At 69.2% G+C, this 25,018-nt stretch carries 20 protein-coding genes, 1 tRNA gene and 1 pseudogene; 13 read left to right on the top strand and 9 right to left on the bottom strand.

Features of this window, described 5'->3' with window-relative positions; all coding sequences use genetic code 11:
- Window positions 1-6: 6 nt before the first annotated feature.
- Window positions 7-402, bottom strand: coding sequence for a DoxX family protein (locus J2X34_RS21830; protein WP_429519761.1), 396 nt, complete (start codon window positions 400-402; stop codon window positions 7-9).
- Between the two features lie 184 nt (window positions 403-586).
- Here J2X34_RS21830 and J2X34_RS21835 point away from each other — a divergent pair, with 184 nt between their 5' ends.
- Window positions 587-1,654 carry a potassium channel family protein gene (locus tag J2X34_RS21835; protein ID WP_114721983.1) on the top strand — a complete coding sequence of 356 codons (1,068 nt, stop codon included), beginning with the start codon at window positions 587-589 and terminating at the stop codon, window positions 1,652-1,654.
- Window positions 1,655-1,667: 13 nt separating this feature from the next.
- Window positions 1,668-2,633, top strand: coding sequence for an NAD(+) diphosphatase (nudC, locus tag J2X34_RS21840; protein WP_397484711.1), 966 nt, complete (start codon window positions 1,668-1,670; stop codon window positions 2,631-2,633).
- On the opposite strand, the gene J2X34_RS21845 is transcribed toward nudC, so the two are convergent.
- Entirely contained in the window at window positions 2,630-2,854 is a 225-nt protein-coding gene (locus tag J2X34_RS21845; protein ID WP_114721985.1) for a mycoredoxin, read from the bottom strand. The genes nudC and J2X34_RS21845 overlap by 4 nt on opposite strands.
- Before the next feature lie 125 nt (window positions 2,855-2,979).
- Between J2X34_RS21845 and J2X34_RS21850 the strand changes: the two genes are divergently transcribed.
- Window positions 2,980-5,142, top strand: coding sequence for an ATP-dependent DNA helicase UvrD2 (locus J2X34_RS21850; protein ID WP_181818772.1), 2,163 nt, complete (start codon window positions 2,980-2,982; stop codon window positions 5,140-5,142).
- A 505-nt stretch (window positions 5,143-5,647) separates the two neighbouring features.
- Window positions 5,648-5,983, top strand: coding sequence for a WhiB family transcriptional regulator (locus J2X34_RS21855; protein WP_397484712.1), 336 nt, complete (start codon window positions 5,648-5,650; stop codon window positions 5,981-5,983).
- Between the two features lie 86 nt (window positions 5,984-6,069).
- On the opposite strand, the gene J2X34_RS21860 is transcribed toward J2X34_RS21855, so the two are convergent.
- Both J2X34_RS21860 and J2X34_RS21865 read right to left on the bottom strand, forming a co-directional pair.
- Entirely contained in the window at window positions 6,070-7,431 is a 1,362-nt protein-coding gene (locus tag J2X34_RS21860; RefSeq protein WP_429519762.1) for an ABC1 kinase family protein, read from the bottom strand.
- A gap of 7 nt (window positions 7,432-7,438) precedes the next feature.
- Window positions 7,439-8,332 carry a hypothetical protein gene (locus J2X34_RS21865; RefSeq protein ID WP_174911856.1) on the bottom strand — a complete coding sequence of 298 codons (894 nt, stop codon included), beginning with the start codon at window positions 8,330-8,332 and terminating at the stop codon, window positions 7,439-7,441.
- Window positions 8,333-8,490: 158 nt separating this feature from the next.
- On the opposite strand from J2X34_RS21865, the gene J2X34_RS21870 reads away from it, so the two are divergent.
- Window positions 8,491-9,093: a M48 metallopeptidase family protein gene (locus J2X34_RS21870; protein WP_258557881.1), complete on the top strand. Its 603-nt coding sequence runs from the start codon at window positions 8,491-8,493 to the stop codon at window positions 9,091-9,093.
- Here J2X34_RS21870 and J2X34_RS21875 read toward each other — a convergent pair.
- A complete protein-coding gene (locus J2X34_RS21875) occupies window positions 9,090-10,529 on the bottom strand; it encodes a zinc-dependent metalloprotease (protein ID WP_174911851.1) in 1,440 nt (479 codons plus the stop codon). The two genes, J2X34_RS21870 and J2X34_RS21875, sit on opposite strands and share 4 nt — an antisense overlap.
- A 112-nt stretch (window positions 10,530-10,641) precedes the next feature.
- Here J2X34_RS21875 and J2X34_RS21880 point away from each other — a divergent pair, with 112 nt between their 5' ends.
- The gene (locus J2X34_RS21880) at window positions 10,642-11,685 is read left to right on the top strand and encodes a YlbL family protein (RefSeq protein ID WP_217487149.1); all 1,044 of its coding nucleotides are present in this window, start codon (window positions 10,642-10,644) and stop codon (window positions 11,683-11,685) included.
- A 64-nt stretch (window positions 11,686-11,749) separates the two neighbouring features.
- Here the strand turns inward: J2X34_RS21880 and J2X34_RS21885 are convergent, their stop codons facing one another.
- Window positions 11,750-12,334 carry a PPA1309 family protein gene (locus J2X34_RS21885; RefSeq protein WP_258557888.1) on the bottom strand — a complete coding sequence of 195 codons (585 nt, stop codon included), beginning with the start codon at window positions 12,332-12,334 and terminating at the stop codon, window positions 11,750-11,752.
- Window positions 12,335-12,556: 222 nt separating this feature from the next.
- Between J2X34_RS21885 and J2X34_RS21890 the strand changes: the two genes are divergently transcribed.
- Window positions 12,557-15,490 (top strand): UPF0182 family protein, encoded by a 2,934-nt coding sequence (locus tag J2X34_RS21890; protein ID WP_429519763.1) that lies wholly within the window; start codon window positions 12,557-12,559, stop codon window positions 15,488-15,490.
- A gap of 81 nt (window positions 15,491-15,571) precedes the next feature.
- Here the strand turns inward: J2X34_RS21890 and J2X34_RS21895 are convergent, their stop codons facing one another.
- Window positions 15,572-16,147 carry a transglycosylase family protein gene (locus J2X34_RS21895; protein ID WP_429519764.1) on the bottom strand — a complete coding sequence of 192 codons (576 nt, stop codon included), beginning with the start codon at window positions 16,145-16,147 and terminating at the stop codon, window positions 15,572-15,574.
- 452 nt (window positions 16,148-16,599) lie between these two features.
- Here J2X34_RS21895 and J2X34_RS21900 point away from each other — a divergent pair.
- Window positions 16,600-16,676, top strand: a tRNA-Met gene (locus J2X34_RS21900).
- 60 nt (window positions 16,677-16,736) lie between these two features.
- Here the strand turns inward: J2X34_RS21900 and J2X34_RS21905 are convergent.
- Window positions 16,737-18,380, bottom strand: coding sequence for an acyl-CoA synthetase (locus J2X34_RS21905; protein ID WP_429519765.1), 1,644 nt, complete (start codon window positions 18,378-18,380; stop codon window positions 16,737-16,739).
- Between the two features lie 140 nt (window positions 18,381-18,520).
- Between J2X34_RS21905 and J2X34_RS21910 the strand changes: the two genes are divergently transcribed.
- The 4 genes from J2X34_RS21910 (at window position 18,521) to J2X34_RS21925 (ending at window position 22,237) form a co-directional block, all read left to right on the top strand.
- Window positions 18,521-19,057 (top strand): hypothetical protein, encoded by a 537-nt coding sequence (locus J2X34_RS21910; protein ID WP_114721995.1) that lies wholly within the window; start codon window positions 18,521-18,523, stop codon window positions 19,055-19,057.
- 180 nt (window positions 19,058-19,237) lie between these two features.
- Entirely contained in the window at window positions 19,238-20,722 is a 1,485-nt protein-coding gene (locus J2X34_RS21915) for a PepSY-associated TM helix domain-containing protein (RefSeq protein ID WP_114721996.1), read from the top strand.
- Window positions 20,719-21,195 (top strand): Rv2732c family membrane protein, encoded by a 477-nt coding sequence (locus J2X34_RS21920; RefSeq protein WP_114721997.1) that lies wholly within the window; start codon window positions 20,719-20,721, stop codon window positions 21,193-21,195. The genes J2X34_RS21915 and J2X34_RS21920 overlap by 4 nt, the downstream gene beginning before the upstream one ends.
- A 133-nt stretch (window positions 21,196-21,328) precedes the next feature.
- A complete protein-coding gene (locus J2X34_RS21925) occupies window positions 21,329-22,237 on the top strand; it encodes a TIGR03564 family F420-dependent LLM class oxidoreductase (protein WP_429519766.1) in 909 nt (302 codons plus the stop codon).
- Between the two features lie 258 nt (window positions 22,238-22,495).
- Here J2X34_RS21925 and J2X34_RS21930 read toward each other — a convergent pair.
- Window positions 22,496-24,394, bottom strand: a pseudogene (locus tag J2X34_RS21930) (thioesterase domain-containing protein); the annotation flags it as partial.
- Between the two features lie 222 nt (window positions 24,395-24,616).
- Between J2X34_RS21930 and J2X34_RS21935 the strand changes: the two are divergent.
- The gene (locus tag J2X34_RS21935; RefSeq protein WP_429519767.1) at window positions 24,617-24,919 is read left to right on the top strand and encodes an alkylmercury lyase; all 303 of its coding nucleotides are present in this window, start codon (window positions 24,617-24,619) and stop codon (window positions 24,917-24,919) included.
- Window positions 24,920-25,018 lie beyond the last annotated feature (99 nt).

Genomic DNA, 25,018 nt, shown 5'->3' on the forward strand with positions numbered 1-25,018 from the left:
GCCCGATCACCGGGCGTTGCGGCGGGCCTTCAGCGCCTGCGTGACCAGCGGGATCTGCAGGGGGAGCCGGGCCACCGCGGCGGCCTTCGCGGGCGCCGAGACACGGTCGGACCGCAGCCAGCTGACGGCCATCTGCACGTTCGCGGGGAACACCGCGACGAACAGGGCGGCGGCGAGTGCGCCGCCGAGTCGGCGCGTCCGCGGCACCGCGAGCGCGGCGGCGGTCGCGAGTTCGGCCACGCCGGAGACGTAGGTGTAGGTGCGCGCCCGGCCCGGCAGTGCGGCGGGCACGATCGCGTCGAACGGCTGGGGCTTCGCGAAATGGAGGATCCCCGAGCCGAACAGGAGCGCGGCCAGGCGGATGGCGGGGACTTGACCCGAACGGTCCCGGTTCAACGGCATACCGACACCCTGCCCGACCGGGCGCCGACCCGCCACCGCACGTTCGGGATTGCTCGGGTTCTGCCGGGTTCTGGTGTGTTTTGCTGGGTTTTGCTGTGTTTTTGGCTGGCATTCCGCAATCCCGGCAACCGCGGCTAGGCTGCGATCCGATGTTCGACACCCAGAAGGCGATAGGAACGAGTGGATGCCCGGTAGGTTGAGTGCGCGTTTCCGGAACTCGGACACGCTGACGGATCGGCCGGACTTTGCACTCGTCGGCGTCCTCAAGGTGCCGGAGATGCAGACCAGTCCGGCCCGGGCCATCGCGCGCCGCGTCTCGTACGCCCTCGCAGCGCTGGCGCTCGCGGTGGTGGTGGTCTACATCGACCGGGACGGCTACAAGGACGCGCAGGAAAACCCCCTGTCGCTGCTGGACTGCATCTACTACGCGACGGTGTCCCTGTCCACCACGGGATACGGCGACATCACCCCGATCACCCCGGAAGCACGACTGATCAACGTCCTGGTCATCACGCCGCTCCGGATCTTCTTCCTCATCGTGCTGGTCGGTACCACCCTCTCGGCGCTCACCGAGAGTTCCCGCCAGACATTCAAGATTCAGCGTTGGAGGCATCGCGTGCGCAACCACACCGTCGTCGTCGGATTCGGCACCAAGGGCCGCACCGCCATCGACGCGATGCTCGGTGACGGCATCGTGCCGTCGGACATCGTGGTCGTCGACACCGATCAGGCCGTTCTGGACACCGCCGCCGGTCTCGGGCTGGTGACCGTGCACGGCTCCGCCACCAAGTCGGACGTCCTGCGGCTCGCCGGGGTGCAGAACGCCGCGTCGATCATCGTGGCCGCGAACCGCGACGACACCGCGGTGCTCGTCACGCTCACCGCCCGCGAGTTGGCGCCGAAGGCGAAGATCGTCGCGGCCATCCGCGAGACCGACAACGCCCACCTGCTGCGCCAGTCCGGTGCCGACTCGGTGGTGGTCTCGTCGGAGACGGCCGGCCGGTTGCTCGGTATTGCCCGCACCACCCCGAGTGTCGTGGAAATGGTCGAGGACCTGCTCACGCCCGAGGCCGGGTTCGCGATCGCCGAGCGCGAGGTCGAGCCCGAGGAGGTCGGCGGCTCGCCGCGGCACCTGTCGGACATCGTGCTCGGCGTGGTGCGCGACGGCCGCCTGCTGCGGGTCGGTTCGCCCGAGGTGGACGCCGTCGAGGCCGACGACCTTCTGCTCTACATCCGGCGCGTCGCCAACTGATCGTCCGGGTCGGATGCGGGTCGGATGCGGGTTGCTCGCGGGGCACCGCAGTAGGGTCGTTGCCGTGCCCGACTTCACACTGACCGAAACACCCCTGCTGTCCCGCGCGGCCGTCGACCGAGCCGAGGAATTGCGTTCGGACACCGACGCTTTGCGTGCCGACTGGGCGGATGCGTTGCTGCTGCGGGTGAACCACCGCGGCCAGTTCCGGGTGGCCGACGGCGACATGGTCCTGGAACCGGCGACCTCACTGGCGGCGGAACCGGTCGCGGGTGCAGTGTTCCTGGGACTGCGCGGTGACCGCCACGTGTGGGCGGTCCGCGTTCCGGCGATGACCGGTGAGCTGGGGGATCTGCGGATGCTCGGGCACCGTCTCGACCATTCCAGTGCCGGCCTGGCCACCACCGCTGTCGCGTTGCTGAACTGGCACGACCACGCCGGATTCAGTGCCATCGACGGCGCACCGACCATCCCGACGATGTCGGGATGGTCGCGGATCAGCAGCAGCACCGGGCACGAGGAGTTTCCGCGGACCGATCCCGCCGTGATCTGCCTCGTCCACGACGGCGCGGACCGGGTGCTGCTGGCACGCCAGCCCAGCTGGCCGCCGCGGATGTTCTCGGTCCTGGCAGGGTTCGTCGAGGCCGGGGAGTCGCTCGAGACGTGCGTGATCCGCGAGATCCGCGAAGAAGTCGGCGTCGAGGTTCACGACGTCCGCTACCTGGGCAGCCAGCCCTGGCCGTTCCCTCGGTCGGTGATGATCGGTTTCGCGGCCGTCGGCGACCCCGCCGCCGCGTTGACATTCGCGGACGGCGAGATCGCCGAGGCCCACTGGTTCACCCGCGACCAGGTCCGGGCCGCGCTCGGTGCGGGCGACTGGGCATCCGGTGCCCGCGAGGCGTCCGATGCCGAACTGCTGCTGCCCGGGTCGATCTCGATCGCCCGGGTGATGGTCGAGTCCTGGGCGAAAGCCGACTAGAGCCCGAGGGCCTTCTTGACCTGCGAGAGCGACGGGTTGGTGTCGGTGCTGCCGTCCGCGTACTTGACGGTGGGGACGACGTGGTTGCCGCCGTTGACGCTGCCGACGAAGTCGGCGGACGCGGGATCGTGCTCGATGTCGATCTCGGTGTACGAGATGCCGTTCTCGTCGAGCTGCTTCTTGAGGCGACGGCAGTATCCACACCAGGTGGTCGAGTACATGGTCAGGGCGGGAGCTTCGGTAGTCACGGCGCCTATAACACCACGGTCGGTTCGGACTGTTCCCGTGCGGGCGCACGTCACATCCGAGCGGGTGAGATCGGCCCCTGTCGGTGCGCCCTGAGAGTATGGACGGCATGTCAGCGGATGCCTTCCCGGAAACTCGGCCCGACGAGGGTCTGGATCCGCAGCAGTCGGCCGCGGTCCTCGCGCCGCGCGGCCCGGTCTGCGTCCTCGCGGGAGCCGGCACCGGCAAGACCCGGACCATCACGCGGCGGATCGCGCATCTCGTCGCGGGCGGGCACGTGTCGGCGGGGCAGGTACTGGCGGTGACGTTCACTGCGCGTGCGGCCGGGGAGATGCGCGGACGCCTGCGCGCCCTCGGCATCGGGGGCGGGGGCCCGCAGGTGCAGGCCCGCACGTTCCACGCCGCTGCCCTGCGCCAGCTCAAGTACTTCTGGCCGCAGGTGATCGGCGACACCGACTGGCAGCTCCTGGACCGCAAGTTCCAGATCGTCGGGCAGGCCGCGAGCCGGGCGGGACTGTCCACCAGCACCGAATCGATCCGCGACCTCGCGAGCGAGATCGAGTGGGCCAAGGGCTCGTTGGTGGCACCCGAGGATTACGCGGCGGCCGCCGCGCGTGCCCGACGCGACATTCCGGCCGACGCCGCCAAGGTCGCCGCGGTCTACACCGGCTACGAGGAACTCAAGGCCCGCAACTACGACGGCATGCTGCTCGACTTCGACGACCTGCTGCTGCACACCGCCGCCGCGCTCGAGGAGCACTCCGCGGTCGCGCAGGAGTTCCGGGACCGATACCGCTGCTTCGTCGTCGACGAGTACCAGGACGTGACACCGCTGCAGCAGCGCGTGCTCGACGCGTGGCTCGGCGACCGTGACGACCTCACCGTCGTCGGTGACGCGAACCAGACCATCTACTCCTTCACCGGCGCCACCCCGAAGTACCTGCTGGACTTCTCGCGTCGGTTCCCGGACGCCACCGTCGTCCGCCTCGAACGGGACTACCGGTCCACGCCGGAGGTCGTCGCGCTCGCCAACGGGGTCATCGGCGCCGCGCGCGGACGCATCGCCGGAACCCGGCTCCAACTGATCGGGCAGCGGCCGTCGGGGCCGGAGCCCACGTTCGCCGAGTACGACGACGAGCCCGCCGAGGCCGCCGCGGTGGCACGGCAGATCAAGAAGCTCATCGACAAGGGTGTCGAGCCGGCGGAGATCGCGGTGCTGTACCGGATCAACGCGCAGTCGGAGGTCCACGAGCAGGCGCTCACCGAACTCGGGATCCCGTACCAGGTGCGCGGCGGCGAAGGATTCTTCACCCGCCAGGAGGTACGGCAGGCCATCAACGCGCTCCGTCAGGTGGCGGGCCGCGACGACCTCCCCGACGGCGCCGACTCCGGCGAGTCGCTGGTGACCCTGGTGCGGGCGGTGCTCGTCCCGTTGGGTCTCACCGACGAGGAACCCGCCGGTGTGCAGGCGCGGGAGCGGTGGGGATCGCTCACCGCGCTGGTGGCGCTCACCGAGGAACAGCTCGCGCACGACCCGCAGCTCACGCTCGGTGGGCTGCTGACCGAGCTCGCGGCGCGCGCCGAGTCCCGGCACCCACCGGTCGTGCAGGGCGTGACGTTGGCCTCGCTGCACGCCGCGAAGGGCCTCGAATGGGACGCGGTGTTCCTGGTCGGGCTCACCGAGGGCACCCTGCCGATCGCGCACGTCCTCGGCGACTCCAAGTCGCCCGACGACGAGGCCGGGGTCGAGGAGGAGCGGCGCCTGCTCTACGTGGGTGTGACGCGACCGCGGGAGCATCTGGCGCTGTCGTGGGCGCTGGCCCGCAACGAGGGCGGGCGCAAGTCGCGCCGGCGCTCGCGGTTCCTGCACGGACTGATCCCGGACGACTCGCCGGCGTCGAAGGTCGCCGCCCCGCCGCCGTCCCGCAAGCAGCGTCCACGCTGCCGGGTGTGCGGCAAGCAGCTGATGGGGACCGCGTCCACCATGCTGGGACGCTGCGAGGCGTGCCCGTCGAACCTGGACTTCGAGCTGTTCGAGGCGCTCAAGGACTGGCGCCGGGAGAAGTCGCGCGAGCTGAAGGTTCCCGCGTACGTGGTGTTCAGCGACAACACGCTGACGGCGATCGCCGAGCAGCAGCCGAAGGACGATCAGGCCCTCGTCGCGATCCCCGGGATCGGGGCCAAGAAGCTCGAACGGTTCGGCGAGGAGGTCCTCGCGGTGGTCCGCGGCGAGCGCCCGGCGCCGGCGCTGGATCTGACATGACGGCTACGTCGCGGTAAAACCGCAGGTCAAAAATAACTTGTGTGGTCTGTTCGGGTTGCATACTCTGGACTGCACGCCACGGGGAGACTCGTGTGCGGTGACAATGTCGGCAACGAGATGAAAGGGAGGTGGCAACGATGAACGACTGGAACGCAACTGCGGCACGTGCATCGGTGCCCGCATTCGCATGCGCATACCTCCCCGCAGCCGAAGAGGCCGCCGCGAGGTACGCGGCGAGCGCACCGCACGCAATCCGTCTGCGCGCAGCAGAGATCCGCGCAGCAGCACGTGCAGCAGCAGCCCCCGCATCCGTGTCCAGGAGCAGGCACCGAACTCTCATTCGGTAGGCACTCCCGCCCTTCCTCCCGAGGCCACGGATCGCACAGCGAACCGTGGCCTTCGTGTTTCGAGCTTCATCGCTCCAGGCCTTCGCCCGCGGTTCGCGAAACCCCGACAGCCGGCACCAGCCGCGAACGAAATACGCGAACGAAACAGAGGAGAAGACGTGTCTACCGTGACATGCCGAGTACAGACCGAGAACAGCACCGTTTCGAACGGATTGTCAGTCGTCGGCTCGGCACTCCGGGAGCAGTTGCCCTGCCGAGTCGGGAACCCCGACCTGTGGTTCGCCGAGACACCCGCCGACCTGGAGCAGGCCAAGTCGCTGTGCGCGCAGTGCCCGATCCGCAGCCGGTGCCTGAGCGCGGCGCTCGACCGTGCCGAGCCGTGGGGTGTCTGGGGCGGTGAGATCTTCGATCAGGGAGTCGTCATCGCACGCAAGAGGCCACGAGGTCGGCCACGGAAGAGCCCGACGCCCGGGAAGACCCTGGTGTGTGCCTGACAGCGAGCAACGACCGTGCCCGTGGGCATCCATCTCCGGATGCCCACGGGCACGGTCGGAGGCGCAGCAGTCTCGGGTATCGGGGCCTATGCGCCGTCGAGGCTCTCGGTGAGATCGTCGACAGGGGCGTTTCCAGGATCGTCGGTGAACCCGGGCAGCCATCGGGTGAGGATCGCCATGTACGGCGCGTAGGCGTCCAGCTGTGCGCAGATGCCGACGGAGCCGAGTAGCACTCGGAAGATCATCACGTACTCGGCCGGCAGGTTGAGCGCCCGGGCGGTGCGGAACTGTGCACTCGAGAAGTCCGTCGCGGTTCCGGCGGCCTTCTGCAGCCAGGCGCGGGTGAAGTGGAACGACTCGGTGCGGATCGGGTCGGTGAACGGGCGCAGGTAGTCGGCGATCTCCTGATCGGTGACGGTGCGTCCGGGTAGCACGAAACCGTTGTCGCGCAACAGTTCCGTGAGTTCGTCGAACTGCTCGTTCAGTGACAGGCGCACCATCCGGCCCAGCACCGGCGGCAGCCCTTCCGGCATCGGCGCGGTGGCGCCGAAGTCGATGATCCCGAGACGTCCGTCGTCGTGCAGCATGAAGTTGCCGGGGTGCGGATCGCAGTGCAGCAGTCCGACGCGGGCGGGGGAGACGAAGTGGAACTCCGCGAGCAGCGCGCCCGCGGTGTTGCGCTGCTCGGTGGTGCCGCTGCTGATGATCGCCGACAGCGGGGTCGCGGCCATCCACTCGGTGACGACCACCTTCGGCGCGCTGGCCACCACGTGCGGCACCACGAACTTCGGGTCGCCGTCGAACACCTTCGCGAACGCGCGCTGGTTGTCGGCCTCGATGCGGTAGTCCAGTTCCTCCTCGGTGCGGGCGCTGAGCTCGTCGAGGACCGGCTTGATGTCGGTACCCGGCATCACCGAGGTGAACAGGCCCGCGAACCGGGACAGCGTCTTCAGGTCGGCGCGCAGGGCCTCGTCGGCACCCGGGTACTGGACCTTGACCGCCACCTCGCGACCGTCCGACCACACGGCGCGGTGGACCTGGCCGATGCTGGCGGACGCGGTGGGGGTGTCGTCGAACTCGGCGAACCGCTCGTGCCACTTGGTGCCCAGTTGCTGGTCCAGCACCCGGTGCACCTGCCTCGCGGGCAGCGGGGGCGCCTCGGCCTGCAGCTTGGTGAGTGCCTCGCGGTACGGCTCGGCGAACTCCTCGGGGATCGCGGCCTCCATCACGCTGAGCGCCTGCCCGAGCTTCATCGCGCCGCCCTTGAGCTCGCCGAGCACCGTGAACAGCTGCTCGGCGGCCTTCGCGGTCAGCTGCGCGTCGATCTCGTCCTTGTCGCCTCCGGCGAGCCTTCGGCCGAAGCCCATCGCGGCCCGTCCGGCGATACCCAGCGGAATGCTCGCGAGCTTGGCGGTGCGGGCGGAGCTTCTGCGGGGAATGTCGGGCACCAGACCATCATGGCCGAAGATTCGGGGGTTCGTCCAAGAACATTGCCGAACGTGAGCATCCACACCGCGGGTTCCGTGGCCACGGCCGGACCGAGAATCGGTGGCTGACCAGGTCGATCTCCAGGGTCGCGTCGAGGCTCGCGGGCACCGGGTGGGACGCGCCCGACAGCGCGAGCTCCAGCTGCCCGAGGGCGACGGCGGCGGTGGCCATGACGGTCGCCGGGCTCGCGTGCCCGACCCGGCCCAGCAGTTGCGCCGCCACGTGCGGCCATTCCTCGTCGGCGGCGCAGCGGGTGAGGTCGGCGCACCGCAGGCAGCTGGTGCTGCCCGGGAGGACCAGCGGCCCCACCACGCCCCGGCCGTCGCGCAGCCGGACCTGCAGGTGCGGGATGCGGGCGTCGAGGAGCGCCTCCACCAGGCGCGGGTCGGCGATGAGATCGTCGGTGAGGACCACACACGTGCAGTTCCACCGCGTGACGTCGGTGTCGGCGGTGAAGTGGGTGGATCGGGACACCCGGGCCCGGCCCGACCCCAGGCCGGTGGCGATCGTGTCCGCGAGCGGGCCGCGCCCGTGGACGCGGATGGCCGGGGGCGCGTCCTCGCGGGGGACCGAGGCCCGGAGCAGCCCGGCGTCGTCGAGCTCTGCGAGCAGCATCGACATGTCGGTGGGCGTGATGCCGTGCTCGACGGCGCGCCACACGACGTTGGGGCGGGAGGTGCGGCCGTCGAGCAGGTGGAGCACGGCGACGAGCGCCGATGGCTCGACCGATTCGGGTGGGGTGAGGATCAGCGCGGTGTCGGGGTCCCAGCCGATCTGGATGCGGCCGCTGGGACGGATCACGATGGGCAGCCGCGGATCGAGTGCGGGTCGGCTGGTGCGCGCGACGGATACGCGTGTCATGTGGGGGACGATCTCACCTCCGGGCCCGCCGAACCCCCGCACGGGACCCGTTGTCCACAGGTCTGCACGCAGGTTGACGTGGGGTTTCGGGTGCCGGCGCGGATTCGTCCGAAATGCGCCGACGGCGGTGTCGGAGCGGGCCGCTAGCGTGGTGCCCCGTGACTGGGCCAGCGAGTATCGACGGCGACCTGCCGGAGGTCGAGATCCGGCGCAGCGCCCGCCGACGACGGACGGTGAGCGCGCGCCGCGAGGGCGACAAGGTGGTCGTGCTGATGCCGACCGGGCTGTCGAAGAGGGCCGAGGCCGACCTGGTCGCGGAGATGCTCGGAAAGCTCGAGCGCGCCGACCGCCGTGCCGCGGCGCGGGCCGAACGCAGCGACGTCGAGCTGACCGAGCGGTGCGCTCGACTGTCCGCGCGGTGGCTGGGCGGCGCCGCGGCCCCGGTCTCGGTGCGCTGGGTGCCGTCGATGAAGACCCGGTGGGCGTCGTGCACGCCCACCGACGGCACCATCCGGGTCAGCGAGTTGCTGCGGACGGTGCCGTCGTACGTCCTGGACTATGTGCTGGTCCACGAACTGGTACACCTGTACGTGGCGGGCGGGCACAACGACCGGTTCTGGAGCGAGGTGCGCCGCTACCCGCGTACGGAGCGCGCGATGGGCTACCTGGAGGCGTACGCCGTCGTCACCCGGCAGCCGGGTCTGGTGGACGTTGTCGACGACTGCGCAGCCGCCGACGACATCGCGAGCCCTACAGGTTAGGAGTCGCCCTCGGTATCGGTGGTGCCGGTGCCGCTCTCACGGTTCTTCTCTTCCCGCTCACGGGCCTCGGTCTGCTCGAGCTGCGCGATAGGGTCGTGGAAGGTGCCCGAGTCGCCGCCGAGGATCCGGTCGACGAACGCGGCGGGGTTGTCGAGGTCCGAGGAGTCGGGCAACAGGTCCGGGTGCGCCCACACGCCGTCGCGGGCGTCGACGCCGGTGTCGGCAGTGAGTCGACGCCACAGCTGCGCGGCCTCGCGCACCTTGCGGGGCCGCAGTTCGAGTCCGACCAGGGTTGCGAACGTCTGCTCGGCCGGCCCGCCGGTGGCGCGGCGACGGCGCAGGGTCTCGGTGAGGGCGGCGACGCCGGGGAGCCGTTCCCCGAGAGCCTCGGTGACGACGGTCTCCACCCAGCCCTCGACCAGCGCGAGCAGCGTCTCGAGACGTTCGAGTGCCTGCTTCTGCTCGGGCGTGGTCTGCGGCTCGAAGGCGCCCTGTTGCAGGATCTTCTCGATCTGCGACGGGTCGGTCAGCGCGGACGGGTCGAGGCCCTGTGCGGCCTCCTCGATCGCGGAGAAGTCCATCTTGATGCCGCGCGCGTAGTCCTCGACGGTGGCGAGCAGACGCTGCCGCAGCCACGGCACGTGCGCGTAGAGGCGCTGGTAGGCGGCCTCGCGGGCGGCGATGAAGACGAGCACCTCGCGGTGCGGCTGCTCGAGACCCTCGCTGAACGCCTCGATCGCGGCGGGTAGCAGCGCGCCGGTCCCTGCGGGGCCGAGGGGCAACCCGATGTCCGTGGAGGTGAGAACCTCCTTCGACAGCTGGCCCAGTGCCTGACCGAGCTGCGAGCCGAACGTGAGTCCGCCCATCTGGGTGAGCATCCCGGCCATCGGGCCGATCATGTTGCGGGCTTCCTCGGGCAGGCCCTGGACCCACATGCCGGAGACCTGCTCGGCGACGGGGTCGCACAGGCGCTTCCACGTGTCGAGGGTGCCGTCGAGCCAGTCGTTGGGCGTCCATGCGACGGTCCGGGTGGCGCCGGCCGGCAGCGTCGTGGCGCCGTCCAGCCAGAGCTCGGCGAGGCGGGAGGCGTCGGCGACGGCCGACGCGGTGCCCTCCGTGATGGGGGTGATCGTGCCCATCTGCTGGCGCGCGAGGTTCTTCGCGATGTCGTAGTTGACGGGACCGGCCTGGCCGGTGCCCATCGCGCTGCCCATGCCGCTGAGCATCTGGCCGAACTGGCTGAGCATCTGGCCGAGCGCGGCCGGATCGAAACCACCACCGCCGGGTCCGCCGGCGGCGCCGAAGGCGCTCGGATCGAAGCCGAACGGCATCCCTCCCGGTCCACCCTGACCCCCGCCTTGTTCGCGGCCCGTCGGATCCTTCTTGTGGTCCGGGTCGTCGTCGGAGTTGGAGAAGCCAAAGGGCAGATCGCTCATAGTTCAACGGTACAAGGCGCGACCGCGCATGGCCCGTACGGAGATCACGCTCACGGCGAACACCGCCGAGGGTTCCGAGGGTCGTCACCGCAGGCGCTCTATCCTGGGCCTGGTGAACCGACGGATCGTAACCCTGCTGGCAGCGTTGACCCCGGTTGTGGCGCTGGGAGTCCTCGGGACGACGGTGAAGGTGCCGTTCGTCGCGCTCGGTCCCGGCCCGACGTTCAACACGCTCGGCGAGGTGGACGACGAACCGGTGGTCGACATCGAGGGCACCGCGGTGGACCCCACCAGCGGAAACCTCAACATGACGACGGTCGCGGTGCGCGACAAGCTCACGTTGTTCGACGCGCTCGGCCTGTGGGCGAGCGGACGTCAGGGGCTGGTGCCGCGTGAGGAGGTGTACCCGCCGCAGAAGTCGAAGGACGAGGTGCAGGAGGAGAACGCCGCGCAGTTCGCCAACTCCGAGAACGCCGCCGAACTGGCGGCGCTGCGGTACCTGAACCTGCCGGTCGCGGTGGAGATCGGGACGGTCGGCCCGAACGGGCCGGCCGCCGGTGTGCTGCGTGAGGGCGACGTGGTGCTGCGCGTCGGCGCTACCCCGGTCGACACCGTGCAGGGACTGCAGGACGCGGTCGGCGCCGCCGGGGCCGGAACCACCGTCGACATCACGTACGTGCGCGACGGAGTGGAGACCACGACGCCGGTAACGCTCGGGTCCAAGCCGCAGGCCGACGGAGCTTCCGCCGAGGACGCGAACCGCGGCTATCTCGGCGTCGGTGCCAAGGAGGTGCCGAACGTGCCGTTCACGATCGACTTCAACCTCGCCGACATCGGTGGCCCCTCGGCCGGTCTGATGTTCAGCCTCGCCGTCGTCGACAAGCTCAGCCCCGGCGAACTCAACGGCGGCAAGTTCGTCGCCGGTACCGGCACGATCGACCCCGACGGCGACGTGGGACCGATCGGCGGCATCCCGTACAAGCTGACCGCGGCCGAGGAGGCGGGCGCGACGACGTTCCTGGTCCCCGCCAAGAACTGCGACGAGGCTCTCGCGAACAAGCCGGACGGGCTGACGCTGGTGAAGGTCGAGACCCTGAGCGGTGCCATCGACGCCCTCGCCGCGATCAACACCGGCGGCACCGCCCCGAGCTGCTGAGTGGCCCGGCGGCGCGGCTCGGGCGGCCTGGACTGTCCAGCCCGTTCAGGCCGCTCGATCCTCGTTAATCCTCGGTGGCGTCGAGCGTCGCGTACAGCGCGCCGACCAGGTTCGGTGCCAGGTTGTCGTAGGTGAGCAGCTCGATGCCCTCGTACGGGTCGCTGTCCTCGTCCGGGCGCATCTGGAGCAGCGCCAGCGACGGACCGTCGCGCAGGACAGCGGCGATCAGCCGGGCCTCGCGGCGCTCCGGATGGGATTCGGCGGCTGCCCGCGCGGCCGCGTCGGCGGCGTGCCGGTCGGCGAGTAGCGGCGTGAGCGCATCGTCGAGGTCGGACTCGGCGTCGGGCGGTAGGACGATGATCTCCTGCACGAGGGCGCAGCCGACCACCTCCGACGGCCAGCTGGTCGTGGCGAGGAACTCGTCGAGTGCGGGGGAGCCGCCTTCGACGTCGTCGGGCAGGGCGGCCTGCTCGATGGGCGTCAGTTCGGCGCCGTCGGCGAGCTGATCGAGCAGCGCGGGCTCGGCCGCGGCGACCAGTGCGGTGGGGACGATAGCGAACATCGTGGGCGGCTGACCCCAGCCGCCGGCGTCGACGAACTCCACCACTTCCTGCACACATCGGCTCAAAGACTCGCTGGACAGGCTCACATTCGCGCCGTTCCCGGGGAAGTGATCCCCGTAGAACCCGCCATCGCTATCGATCACGTCCTTATCCTTGCACCATGGCGTAACGGAGGCGCGGCTCGGTCGCTGGCGCGACATGGCCGGTCGGTTACGTAGAGTGGGACGAAACGGTCACTCCCAGGTGACGCTGGACGGTGCCATTGGCTGCGGCGCGAAGGCGTCGCCGGATTGTTGGGAGAGTGGCAAGTGGGCATGCGGCCCCCCGCCGGTTTACCTTCGTTGTCGAAACGCACACGTGTGCTGCTGGTTCTGGCGTTGGTCGCCGCAGCACTGTTGCTGGTCGGCCCTCGATTCATCGACATCTATACCGACTGGCTGTGGTTCGGTGAGGTCGACTTCCGGACTGTGTTCAGCAAGGTACTGATCACCCGGATCGCGTTGTTCCTGATCGTCGGGCTGGTCGTCGGCGCGATCGTGTGGCTGGCGTTGCTGCTGGCCTACCGGTCCCGGCCGATGTTCCTGCCCTCGCCGGGCGCGAACGATCCCGTGGCGCGGTACCGCACTGCGGTGATGACCCGCCAGAAGCTGTTCGGGATCGGCATTCCGGTCGTGATCGGCCTGTTCGCGGGTCTGGTCGGGCAGGCGAGCTGGTCGACCGTGCAGATGTTCTTCAACGGCTCCTCGTTCGGGATCACCGACCCGCAGTTCGGCAAGGACATCGGCTTCTACGCGTTCGACCTGCCGTTCTACCAGTTCGTCCTGAACTGGTTGTTCGTTGCGGTGGTCATCGCGTTCTTCGCGAGCCTGGTGACGCACTACATCTTCGGCGGGCTGCGGCTCAGCGGCCGTCAGGGCGCGCTGACGCGGTCGGCGCGGGTGCAGTTGGCGGTCCTCGCGGGCACCTTCGTGCTGCTCAAAGCGGTGTCGTACTGGTTCGACCGGTACGCGCTGCTCTCCAGTAGTCGTAAGGAGCCCACGTTCACCGGTGCCGGTTACACCGACATCAACGCGGTCCTGCCGGCCAAACTGATCCTGATGGCGATCGCGATCATCTGTGCCATCGCGTTCTTCGCGGCGATCTTCCTGCGCGACCTGCGCATCCCGGCGATGGCAGTGGTGTTGCTGGTGTTCTCGTCGATCCTGGTCGGTGCGGTGTACCCGCTGATCGTCGAGCAGTTCTCGGTCAAGCCGAACGCGGCCGACAAGGAACGCGCGTACATCGAACGGAACATCGCGGCCACCCGGCAGGCGTACGGGATCACCGACGAGACCGTCGAATACGTGCCCTACCCGGGCTCGACGAAGAAGCAGCCCAAGGACGTGCCGGCGGACGTCACGACGATCGCGAACACGCGTCTGCTCGACCCCAACGTCCTCTCGCCCACGTTCACCGCGCAGCAGCAGTTGAAGAACTTCTACGGATTCCCGAAGTCCCTCAACATCGACCGCTATGAGATGAACGGTGAGCTGCGTGACTTCGTGGTCGCGGCGCGTGAGCTGTCCCCGTCGAGCCTGCAGGGCAACCAGACGGACTGGATCAACAAGCACACCGTCTACACGCACGGCAACGGCTTCGTCGCGGCCTACGCCAACCAGGTGACGGCGGTCAGCGGCGACACCCAGAACAACACCGGCGGCTACCCGATCTACAGCGTCAGCGACCTGGAGACCAAGCCGGCGGACCCGGCGCTCGAGGTCGAGAACCCGCGCACCTACTACGGCCCGGTCATCGCGTCGTCGGATGCGGACTACGCGATCGTCGGTGGCGCGCCCGGCAGCGCGCCGCGCGAATACGACACCGACTCGCAGAAGTACACCTACACCGGTGAGGGCGGCGTCGGGATCGGTAACTGGTTCAACCGGCTTGCCTTCGCTGCCAAGTACACCGAGCGCAACATCCTGTTCTCCGGTGCCATCGGGTCGGATTCGAAGATCATCTACAACCGCGACCCGGCGGAGCGCGTCAACAAGGTGGCGCCGTGGCTCACCACGGACGGCACCGTGTACCCGGCCGTGGTGAACGGGCGCATGCAGTGGATCGTCGACGGGTACACCACGCTCGACAACTACCCGTACGCGCAGCGTTCGTCGCTCGAGGGATTGGTGCAGGACAGCACCAACCAGGCAACGGGACGGATGCTGCCGAAGAAGGAGGTCTCGTACATCCGGAACTCGGTGAAGGCGACCGTCGACGCGTACGACGGCACCGTCACGCTGTACCAGGTGGACGACCAGGACCCGGTGCTCAAGGCGTGGATGGGGGTGTTCCCGGACTCGGTGCAGCCCAAGTCCGCGGTCACCGACGACCTGCGTGCGCACTTCCGCTACCCCGAGGATCTGTTCAAGGTCCAGCGCGAGATGCTCGCGAAGTACCACGTGGACGATCCGGGCGAGTTCTTCAGTAACAACGCGTTCTGGTCGGTGCCCAGTGATCCGACGGTGGATACCGACAAGAACCAGCCGCCGTACTACGTGCTGTCCGGCAACCCGGATACCGCGAAGCCGCAGTTCGTGCTGACCAGCCCGATGGTGGGCTACCAGCGTGAGTTGCTGTCCGCCTATATCTCGGTGCAGTCGGACCCGGAGAACTACGGCAAGTTCCGGGTGTTGCAGTTGCCGACGAACACCCAGACACAGGGCCCACAGCAGGCGCAGTCGGCGATGACGTCGGATCCGCGAGTGGCGAGCGAACTGTCGTTGCTCAAGCAGTCCAACAAGCTCATCTACGGCAACCTGCTGACGCTGCCGATCGCGGACGGCGGCATCCTGTACGTCGAACCGCTGTACACGCAGCGCAACTCGGCCAATGCCTTCCCGCAGTTGGCGCGCGTCCTGGTCAGTTTCACCGACACGACGGGCATCCGGGTCGGCTACGCGCCGACGCTGGCGGAGGCCCTGGATCAGGTGTTCGGCTCCGGGACCGGGAACGTGGCCACGGCGCCGAGCGGCGAACAGGGTCCGTCCCAGCCGGAACAGAACGGGCAGACTGCCCCGACCACGCCGACGCCGGCACCGCCGCAGGGCGGCCAGGCCCCGAACAAGGAGGCCGCGGTCGCGGAACTGGATGCGGCGCTGAAGAATCTGCAGACTGCGCAGCAGGGCGGCGACTTCAAGGCCTACGGTGACGCGCTCGACCGGCTGCAGAAGGCTGTTCAGGACTACCAGACGGCCAGTCGCTGATCGGTAGATCCCGACCCGAGACGAGCTGAAGGGACCCTTCGTGCGCTGCGAGCGCGCGAAGGGTCCCTTCAGCTTGCGGGCCTAGTTGGTGAGCGCGGCCTTCACGTCGGCGATGGTGCTGCCGTGCTGATCGAGGAGCTGCTGGAACTGGTCGGCGTAGCCGTGCTGGGCGGCGGTGTCGCCGGCGACCTGCAGGGCCTGGTCCACGTATCCGGCGGCGGCGACGCGCCACTCCGCGTGCACCTGGCCGACGACGGCGGGGGCCGGGACGGGCTCGGCGATCGGTGCGGGTGCGGGTGCCGGAGCGGGCTCGGGGGCGGCCTCGGTCAGGTACTGGCCGCAGGTGGGCCAGGCGCCGGGGCCCTGCGAGGCGAGGGTGTTCTCGGCGACGCGGATCTGCTCTTCCTTGGACGCGTTGTGCGGTGAGCCGGTGCCGCCGTTGGCGGTCCAGGTGCTCTGCGAGAACTGCAGGCCGCCGGAGTAGCCGTTGCCGGTGTGGATGGCCCAGTTGCCGCCGCTCTCGCACTGCGCGACGCCGTCCCAGTTGTGGGTGGCGGCGGAGGCGGTGCCGGTCGACAGGCCGAACGGGACGGCGACGAGGGCGCCGGTCATGGCGGCCCAGCCGAGGGCGCGCTTACTGAAGCTGACGTTGGTCATGCGGGGTGGATCCTCTCCTGCGCCGACGCGAGCGGCCTGCGGGCGACGTGGTCGTCTTCCCGGGCGTGCGATCTTTCGCGTCCCTGCCCCTCGAAGGGTTTGGTTGTGTCCGATCCCGCGGGGGCAGAGCTGGCAGCGGCGGGTCGGTCCTCCACTCGAACATCACGAGCTGATCACGAACGTACGTCAGTGATCCGCGGCCGGTCACCTCGATGAAACGGGCCGGTCGACCCGTTTCCCGGCCGGCGGTCGGCGCGTTTCCGCAGGTCGTGACGGCCCGTTGCCGTATCGCGGCCGGAGCGTTACATGCGCGTTATGTGAGATGGATTACCGGGTTTTCGTGAACTGCGTCACGACCGCGGGTGCAATCTCGGATTGCCGGACACTCGATTCGGTCCTGCCGCAGGCGATTTGCCTTCCGTTCCCCGGCTCGTGTAACTTCGTTCATGCAACGCGGGGTGGAGCAGCTCGGTAGCTCGCTGGGCTCATAACCCAGAGGTCGCAGGTTCAAATCCTGTCCCCGCTACCAATGGAGAACCCCCGTCCGGATTCTGGACGGGGGTTCTTCGCTTTTGTGTGTCCCGGAGTGTTACTCGGGCTCGACTTCCATCTCGATCAGCACCCGGCGCAGAAGCTTGCCGGTGGCGTTGCGGGGCAGCTCCTCGATGAAGATGACGTCGCGCGGCACCTTGTAGCGGGCGAGGTTCGACTTCACGTGCGTGCGGATCTCGCTCGCGTCCCGCGCCGACGACGCCGCGGGCACGACGAATGCGCGTAGGCGGTGGCCGAACTCGTCGTCCTCGACGCCGATCACCGCGGCCTCGAGGACGTCGGGGCGTTCGGTGATGAGGTTCTCCACCTCGAGCGGGTACACGTTCTCGCCGCCGGAGACGATCATGTCGTCGTCGCGGCCGTCGACGAACAGCAGGCCGTCGCGGTCGAAGTGCCCGACGTCTCCGGTGGAGAGCATGCCGTCGATGCGCTGCTTGTCGCGGCCGTCGGTGTAGCCCTCGAAGCTCAGTCCGCTCTTGGCGAAGATGCGGCCGACGACGTCGGGTTCGGTGATCTTGTTGCCGTCGTCGTCGATCAGCGCGATGTGGCAGGTGGCCGGCACGCGTCCGGCGGTGCCGGGGGCGCGCTCGAGGTCGTCGGGGGTGGCGATGGTGACGGCGGCGACCTCGGTGGAGCCGTAGAAGTTGTAGAGCACCTTCCCGAACGCCTGCTGGGTGCGGATGGACAGGTCGGGGGCGATGGCCGAACCGGCCGCGAAGATCACCTTCAGCGAGGAGGTGTCGTACTTCGAGAGCACCTCGGGGCCGAGGTCGATGATCCGCTGCAGCATGGTCGGTACCAGCACCATGGTGTCGGCGTGGTGTTCGGCGAGTAGGTGGACGGTGGTCTCGGGGTCGAAGCGACGCTGCATGACGACGGTGTTCTCGAGTGCCAGGCCCAGGCCCAGCTGCGAGATGCCGGTGCCGTGGAATGCGGGCGCGGTCATCAGCATGGTCTGCTTGGGGCGCAACGGGATTCGATCGAGGAACTGTGCGGTGACGAACGGTGACGTGCGCCCGCGGGGCGCGCCCTTGGGGGTGCCAGTTGTTCCGCTGGTGAGCAGGATGAAGACGCCGTGGTCCTTCGGCGCGGGCACCGGTTCGGTGGACTGCCCGGCGATGAGGGCGTCGAGGGTGCGCGGCGGTGTCTCGGCCGGGGGAGTGGGCGGCGCCTGGTCCACCCACGACAGGAATGGGGTGACGTCGGAGGGCAGCGCGTCGGCGATGTCGGCGAACTCGCTGTCGAAGACGAAGTGGTGCACGCCCTCCCTCGCCGCGACGTCGACCAGTTGGGGGCGGGCGAAGCCGGTGTTCATCATGACCAGACGCACCCCGCTCTTCGCGGCGGCGAGCATCGTGAGGATGAGGCCGCGGTGGTTGCGGCACATGGCGCCGACGCAGGAGCCGACGCCGATGCCCTCGGCCTGCCATGCCCGAACCAGCGCGTTGGACTGTTCCTCGAGTTGCCGGTACGTGAGTGGACCGCGTTCGTCGATGATCGCGACGCGACCGTGGCCGTGGGCGGCGCGGGCGTGGACGGATCCCGCGAACGGCCCGTACTTGCTGACGGCCAACAGCACTCCGACGCCCTCGTCGACGCGTGGGAACGGGATGAGGCCGGAGCGCGCCATCACCCGCACCGCGCTGAGTGTGTCGGTGATCTTCGTCAGTGCGTCCTGCATGGTTACCCCCAAAGAGCGACGTCGGTCTACCTGCGGGCAGCCCCAGCCTAATGGTGATGCACCTCACAGTGGGGTGATTGGTCCGGTGCGCTGCTCCCGACGTGTGTACTAGCCGCTGTAGTAGGCGCTAATCTCTCGGGGTGAATTCCCGGACCGATGCTGTCGCGCGCACGCGCGGCATGTTCGTCGGATCGGCGTCCGGCGCGGTCAGTATCGCCGCGCACGGACTCGGCGGCGGGGTCGCCGTCCCCAGTGAGCAGGCAGTGGTGCTACTCCTGGCCGGCAGCGCCGTGGTGGGTGCGATCACCGCGTCGGCACGAACCGTGGGGCATCCGTTGCTGTTCCTCGGTGCTGTGCTCGCGGCCGGTCAGGGCATCGGGCACCTCACGCTCACTCTGGCATCCGACCACGGTCACGGTCTGCACCTGACGCCGCAGATGCTCGCCGCGCACGCGGCGGCCACGGTGGTCGGCGCGATGCTGATCCGGGCCGCCGAGCGCGCGCTGCTGGGCGTGATCACGTCGGTGCTGCGCATCGTCGTCGCGGTGCTGTCGGCGCCGCCCGTCCCGGACGTCCGACGGTGGACGCCCACCGTCGTCCGTCGTCTCGACCCCACGATCGGTTGGATCACCCGGTCGGCCGGCGGCACACGGGGACCTCCGGCTCTTTCCCGGTAGCCGCCGCGCGCACCCTCGCGTGCCCGCGTCGGCTCTCACCTTCACCGCTGTCCACGCCCGGTCACCTCTCGTGCCGGGCGTGCTCGGCGTGTCTTTCTCGGCGCCACCTCCGGAGACCCGCGTGAACCGCGTGGTCCGCGTGCGCCGAACCGAAACCTCTTCAGGGAAAGAGCCTTTGTGATGAATGCTCCCGAGAGCGTGGGGATCACCCCTGCGCATCTTCCGAACGATCCGTCCGCCGAGTCCGACTCGAAGGACTCGTCGCCGCCGGGTGCGCTGCGCCGGCTGGTCCTGCGGCTGCACTTCTACGCCGGCATCCTGGTGGCGCCGTTCCTGATCGTCGCCGCCGTCAGCGGTGGTCTGTACGCCGTCGCTCCCACTCTCGAGCAGTTCGTCTACCGCGACTACCTGCACGTCGAGACGACCGGACCGGCCGCACCGGTCAGCGACCAAGTCGAGGCGGCCCGGGCGCAGCGGCCCGATCTGGCGGTGTCGGCGGTCCGCCCGGCCGTCGAGTCAGGGGACACCACCCGGGTGTTGTTCACCGATCCCACGCTGGGCGAGTCGGAGCGGCTGGCGGTCTTCGTCGATCCGGTCACCGCGCGGCCGGTCGGCGAACTCGTCGTCTACGGCAGCAGTAGCGCCCTGCCGATGCGGACGTGGATCTCGCAGCTGCACCGGAACCTGCACCTCGGTGAGCCGGGTCGCATCTACAGCGAACTGGCGGCGTCGTGGCTGTGGGTGATCGCCCTCGGCGGGGTCTACCTGTGGGTGCGGCGGTACCGGACGGTGCGGGCGCGAGCCGGCGCGGCCACACCCCGGCTGTGGACGGTGAAACACGGTGCACGCGGCCGCAATCGCGCACTCGGCTGGCACGGCGCGATCGGGTTGTGGATCGCGGTGGGCCTGGTGTTCCTGTCCGCGACCGGTCTGACCTGGTCGAAGTACGCCGGTGAGCACGTCACCGACCTGCGCACCTCGCTCGGCTGGACCACTCCGTCGGTGTCGAAGAAGCTGGGCGCCACCGACACTGCGCCGGCAGGTGGGCACGACGGCCATGGCGGGCACGAGGCTCCCGCTGCGGGGACCGGCATGCTGGACAACAACGTCGGACGGCTCGACGACGTGCTCGCGGTCGCCGCGGGCGCGGGCGTGACGGGCGCGGTGGAGGCGTCCATCCCGTCCGCGCCGGACACCGCGTTCACCGTCGCGCAGACGCGGCAGCCGTGGCAGTTCGCCACCGACGTGGTGGCCGTCGACGGTGCCACCGGCCAGATCACCGACACCTCCCGGTTCGCCGACTGGCCCTTGGCCGCGAAGCTCACCTTCTGGGGCATCGGGGTGCACATGGGCATCCTGTTCGGGCTGCTGAATCAGATCGTGCTGGTGGCGTTGGCGGCGGCGCTGCTCGTGATGATCGTGCTCGGGTACACGATGTGGTGGCGGCGCCGACCGACGCGAGGTGCGCAGCGGTGGGGTCGGCCGCCGACCCGTGGCGCCGTCCGCGGCCTGCATCCGGCCGCCGCGGCCGCGCTGGTGGCGTGCACCGTACTCGTCGGATGGTTCGTGCCGCTGCTGGGGCTGAGCCTGATCGGATTCGTGGCCGTCGATATCGTCGTCGGCGTGTTTCAACGCAGACGAGCATCGACCGGCGTGACCGAATGAGCGAGGATCTGTCGCTGCTGCGGCGTGAGTTGTCCATGATCGAGGCGCGGGTCGCGCGCGAGGTCGATCCGCGCGGGCGCGGACCGTTCATCGCGGCCGCCGTGATGATCCTGCTGATTGCGCTCGCCGCGCCGCAGGTCGACGGATTGCGGGCGTGGAACGTGCTCGCCGGCGGGCATGACGAGGTCGCGGCGCTGGCTCGGCTGTTCACCTGGTTCGTGGTGGTGTTCGGGATCGGGGTGTCCGCGCTGGCGGCGTGGACCCGTCGCTGGGTCTTCGCGTGGGTCGCGATGGCCGGCGTGACGGTCGGGACCGCCCTGGGGGTGTTGATGTACTGGTCGCAGCACAGCGTCCGCGACGCCCACACCGGCAGCCTCGGCTACGGCCTGCTCGTCGAGTGGGCAGCGATGGCGGTGCTGGCGGTGCTGTGGATTCCGGTGGTGGCCGGACGGAGCAACCTGCTGGAGCGGTGAGTGAAAAGCGCGGACCCCGTCGCCGTCGGGCGGCGGGGTCCGCGCTTTCGTTGTGCCGGAACCACTCCTGATCGGACCTCGAGCTGGGACACTGCAGCTGCGGACCCGGCGTCGGAAGGCGAGGTGATCGGTGATGGAAATCGGTCGGATGGTGTGGCCATCGGTGCGGCTCGACGAGGTGGTCGAGCGGGTGGCGCGGGTGGAGGCCGACGGGCTGGCGGCGGCGTGGGTGCCGCAGATCTTCGGGTGGGATGCGCTGACCGTCCTGGCGCTGGCGGGGGAACGGACATCGTCGATCCGGTTGGGGACCGCGGTACTGCCCACGCATCCGACGCATCCGCTGCTGCTGGCCGCGTCGGCGCTGACGACGCAGGCCGCGGTCGGTGGGCGGCTGCAGCTCGGCCTCGGGGTCTCGCACCGCTTCATCGTCGAGGACGTGTGGGGTTTGAGCTTCGAGCGTCCGGTGCAGTGGGCACGCGACTATCTGGCGGCGCTGATCCCGTCACTGCGCGGGGAACGGACGCAGTTCGACGGTGTCCGGCTCCGGGCCGAGTTGCCGCGCCCGCTGGACACTTTCGACACTCCGGCGCCGCCGGTGTTGCTCGCGGCGCTCGGCCCGGCGATGCTGCGACTGGCCGGCGAACACGCCGACGGGACGGTGACGCTGATGACCGGGATCCGCACCGTGGCCGAGCACATCGTGCCGACCATCAGCGTGGCCGCGGCCGCCGCGGGCCGACCCGCGCCGCGGATCGTGGTGGGCCTGCCGATCTGCGTGACGGCCGACGTCGATGCGGCGCGGCAGCGGTGCCGGGAGGAGTTCGCCGCCTACACGAACACCCCGTCGTACCGGGCGATGCTCGACAAGGAGGGCGCCGCTGATCCGGCCGACGTCGCGCTGATCGGTTCGCGCGGTGAGGTTTCCGATCGGTTGCGTGCCTTCCACGACGCCGGGGCGACCGAGTTCATGGCGTGGGTCTTCGGGGACGACAACGAACAGGCGGAAACAGGGTCGTGTCTACGGGAGTACGTCGGCGCGTAGGGCCGGATCGACTGCGCACGGCTCGTGCCCTCGGTATGTTCCGATGATCCGTGATCACCCCGACTGTGTCTGTCTGAAAGGAACTCTCGCATGATCGTCAATCTTCTGACCGGTTCGGTGGGCTCGATGGAGTCCTTCATGGGCTTCACGTACATGGGGTCCGCGCTGTTCGGGACCGAGGGGTCGTAACTCCCGCCCGAACGGCAGAAATCCCCCGCCGCCCAGGCGGCGGGGGATCGAAACACCAACCGGGCGTGGCTACTCCGACTCGGCCGATCTGCTGCCGGCCGGCTCAGGGCGGGGCGACTGCGTGCCCGCGATGGCCGCGAGTTTCTTGCTCAGGTCCGCACCGACCTTCGTTATGTACGGTTCGTCGACGATCTGGATGTGGTCGCAGTCGACGTGGACGATCTCGAGGTTCTGCACGGCCTCGCCCCAGCCGCCGTCGGGTCGCCGCGTCCGGAAGGCGGGCTCGAGTGCGATCTGGTCGTCGAGATAGGTGTTGGCCATGTAGAGCACCACGTCGCCGTCGTAGGTTTCGAAGTCGGTGCTGGGAACGGCCCGGTTGTCGAGCCACGACGTGCGCTGGTGTTCGATGATGCCGCTGGGGATCGTGGTGCCGCTCAGCTTGAGCAGGTCCATGAGGATCCCGATCTGTTCCTCGTCGCTGCCGGCGGCGGCCAGCTTGTCGTAGGGCAACGGCGCGTCGAGGTTGTAGGTCTTCTTCGCGAACGCGGCGTAGCGCTGCCAGCGGGCCCGGATCTCGTCGGGAGTGTTCTCGACCTTCTCGCCGGGCATGACGGTGTCGATCAGTCCGACGATCCGCACGTCGGCGCCATCCTGTCGAAGCTGTTTCGCCACGGCATACGCCAGTGCTCCGCCGAAGGACCAGCCGTACAGCACGTACGGGCCGTCGCCCTGCATCTGCCTGAGGAGTGGCGCATACACCTTGGCGCGCTCCTCGAGCGGGCCCTCGACCCGCTCCAGGCCGAACATCGGGGTGTCCGCGGGTAGACGCTTGAGCAGCGGCTCGTACGCCACCGTCGAACCACCCGCCGGATGGAACACGAACACCGGCACCGCATCCGAACCCTCGGCGCGAGGACGCAGCGTGCGCACCAGACCGTCGATCTTCAGACCGTCCTCGAGATGCTGACGCACCGTCTCGGCCAAGTGCTCGATGGTCTCGGCGTCGAGGACGTCGTCGACGGTGATCTCGCCACCGGACCGCTCGCTCAGACGGGCCGCCAACTTCTCGGCAGACTCGTCGTCCAGGATCGGCAACGTCGCGAAGATGCTCTTCGCCGACTTGCCCGTCACCACCGCCCACGACGCGAACGTCAGACGCTCGGCCGCATCACGCGGCGGCACATCGACATCGCCGGACCCGGCAGGCGCCTCGATTACCGCGGCCTCGGGAACCTCCGGCGCTTCAGCTTCGGTCGTGTCGCCCTCGGTTGCGGCAGCCTCGCGCTCGGCCTGCTGCTGCGCGGCCAGGGCCGCGACCTCCTCGCGGTTCTCGACCGCGTAGTGCAGGTACTTCGCGACGTCCTGCATGCTCGCGTCCTTCACGGCCGCCAGCTGCAACTGCGGAATGTCGAACTCGTACTCGACCCGGTTCTTGATCCGCACCGCCATCAGCGAGTCCAGACCCAGCTCGACCAGCGGAATCTCCGCAGGCAGATCCTCCGGCGCGTAACCCATCGACTCCGCGACGATGATCGTCAACCGATCCTCGAGGGACTGCGAGCTGCTGGGATCCCACCGGTCACCGAACGTCTCGACAACCTCGGGAAGCTCCTCCGTCGGCGAACTGGATTGCGGCGTAGCCGGTTCGGTGACGATCGGTGCCCTTACCACCTCGCCCGATGCGATGACGGCCTCGAACAGCAGGGCAAACCCTGCTGCGTTGGTACGGAATTCGGCGCTCGTGCCCGGCCGGCAGTGCACCTGTACCGAGGCCCCGCCCAGGTGTGGTGACAGGGTCGCGGTGACAGTCCCTGCGGTCGGCAGGTCGCCGTGCGTATGTGCGGCAGCGAGAGTCGCTGCCGGGAACAGTTCGCTGGCCACATCCGTGACGAGTGCGTCGAAGTCGGAGAACGCCGACACCGGTACCTCCCACGCGTACCGCCCGTCGGCCAGCGCGACCCGTGCGCCGATGTTCGTTATCTGTCCTTCAGTCATGCGGATTCCCCCTCCTCGTGACGCCCATACCCCGGACGGGGTCTTGCGTCTACCCAGCCGTGTACCCCACCGATTCCGTAACGCGCCCCCAGCGCCGGATCGGAACGGGTGGATCATGACATGCCGAGTGCAGCTCCGGAGCCGGTACGCGGATTCGGTCGTGGACATCCGGCGCACACGGGTCACAATGAGTATGTGAAGGTCGAGATCCTGTATGTCGATGCGTGCCCGAACTCGCGGGAGGCGGGCGAGCGCGTCCTGGCGGCGCTGGCCAGCGTGGGCCGGGCGGACGTGGAGATCGAGTACCGAGTGCTGGCCACGAGCGCGGAGGCCGCGGCATCGCAGTTCGCGGGTTCTCCGACGATCCTGGTCGACGGGGTGGATCCGTTCCCGGCGGAGAGTGTCGCGGACCTGGCGTGCCGGGTGTACCGGATCGAGTCCGGGCTCGCGGGTGTGCCGACGGTGGCGCAGTTGGCCGAGGTGTTCCGCGGCCGTTGACGGGCCGGCGGGGGCCGTCGCCGATTCCTCGACTCGGCAGCGGGGATCAGCCTGTGCGGTGAACCGTCGTGTTAGCCTGCGGCGGGGAGGCCAAGGGGA

Source organism: Rhodococcus sp. BE178 (genome assembly GCF_050433545.1).
In the GTDB taxonomy this organism is placed as follows: Bacteria; Actinomycetota; Actinomycetes; order Mycobacteriales; family Mycobacteriaceae; genus Prescottella.

What these genes read in the sequence shown, in the direction of transcription:
- J2X34_RS21830 (WP_429519761.1), bottom strand. Translation starts at nt 402, where the DNA reads ATGCCGTTGAACCGGGACCGTTCGGGTCAAGTCCCCGCCATCCGCCTG.
- J2X34_RS21835 (WP_114721983.1), top strand. Translation starts at nt 587, where the DNA reads ATGCCCGGTAGGTTGAGTGCGCGTTTCCGGAACTCGGACACGCTGACG.
- nudC (WP_397484711.1), top strand. Translation starts at nt 1,668, where the DNA reads ATGCGGGTCGGATGCGGGTTGCTCGCGGGGCACCGCAGTAGGGTCGTT.
- J2X34_RS21845 (WP_114721985.1), bottom strand. Translation starts at nt 2,854, where the DNA reads ATGTACTCGACCACCTGGTGTGGATACTGCCGTCGCCTCAAGAAGCAG.
- J2X34_RS21850 (WP_181818772.1), top strand. Translation starts at nt 2,980, where the DNA reads ATGGACGGCATGTCAGCGGATGCCTTCCCGGAAACTCGGCCCGACGAG.
- J2X34_RS21865 (WP_174911856.1), bottom strand. Translation starts at nt 8,332, where the DNA reads ATGACACGCGTATCCGTCGCGCGCACCAGCCGACCCGCACTCGATCCG.
- J2X34_RS21875 (WP_174911851.1), bottom strand. Translation starts at nt 10,529, where the DNA reads ATGAGCGATCTGCCCTTTGGCTTCTCCAACTCCGACGACGACCCGGAC.
- J2X34_RS21895 (WP_429519764.1), bottom strand. Translation starts at nt 16,147, where the DNA reads ATGACCAACGTCAGCTTCAGTAAGCGCGCCCTCGGCTGGGCCGCCATG.
- J2X34_RS21905 (WP_429519765.1), bottom strand. Translation starts at nt 18,380, where the DNA reads ATGCAGGACGCACTGACGAAGATCACCGACACACTCAGCGCGGTGCGG.
- J2X34_RS21915 (WP_114721996.1), top strand. Translation starts at nt 19,238, where the DNA reads ATGAATGCTCCCGAGAGCGTGGGGATCACCCCTGCGCATCTTCCGAAC.
- J2X34_RS21920 (WP_114721997.1), top strand. Translation starts at nt 20,719, where the DNA reads ATGAGCGAGGATCTGTCGCTGCTGCGGCGTGAGTTGTCCATGATCGAG.
- J2X34_RS21925 (WP_429519766.1), top strand. Translation starts at nt 21,329, where the DNA reads ATGGAAATCGGTCGGATGGTGTGGCCATCGGTGCGGCTCGACGAGGTG.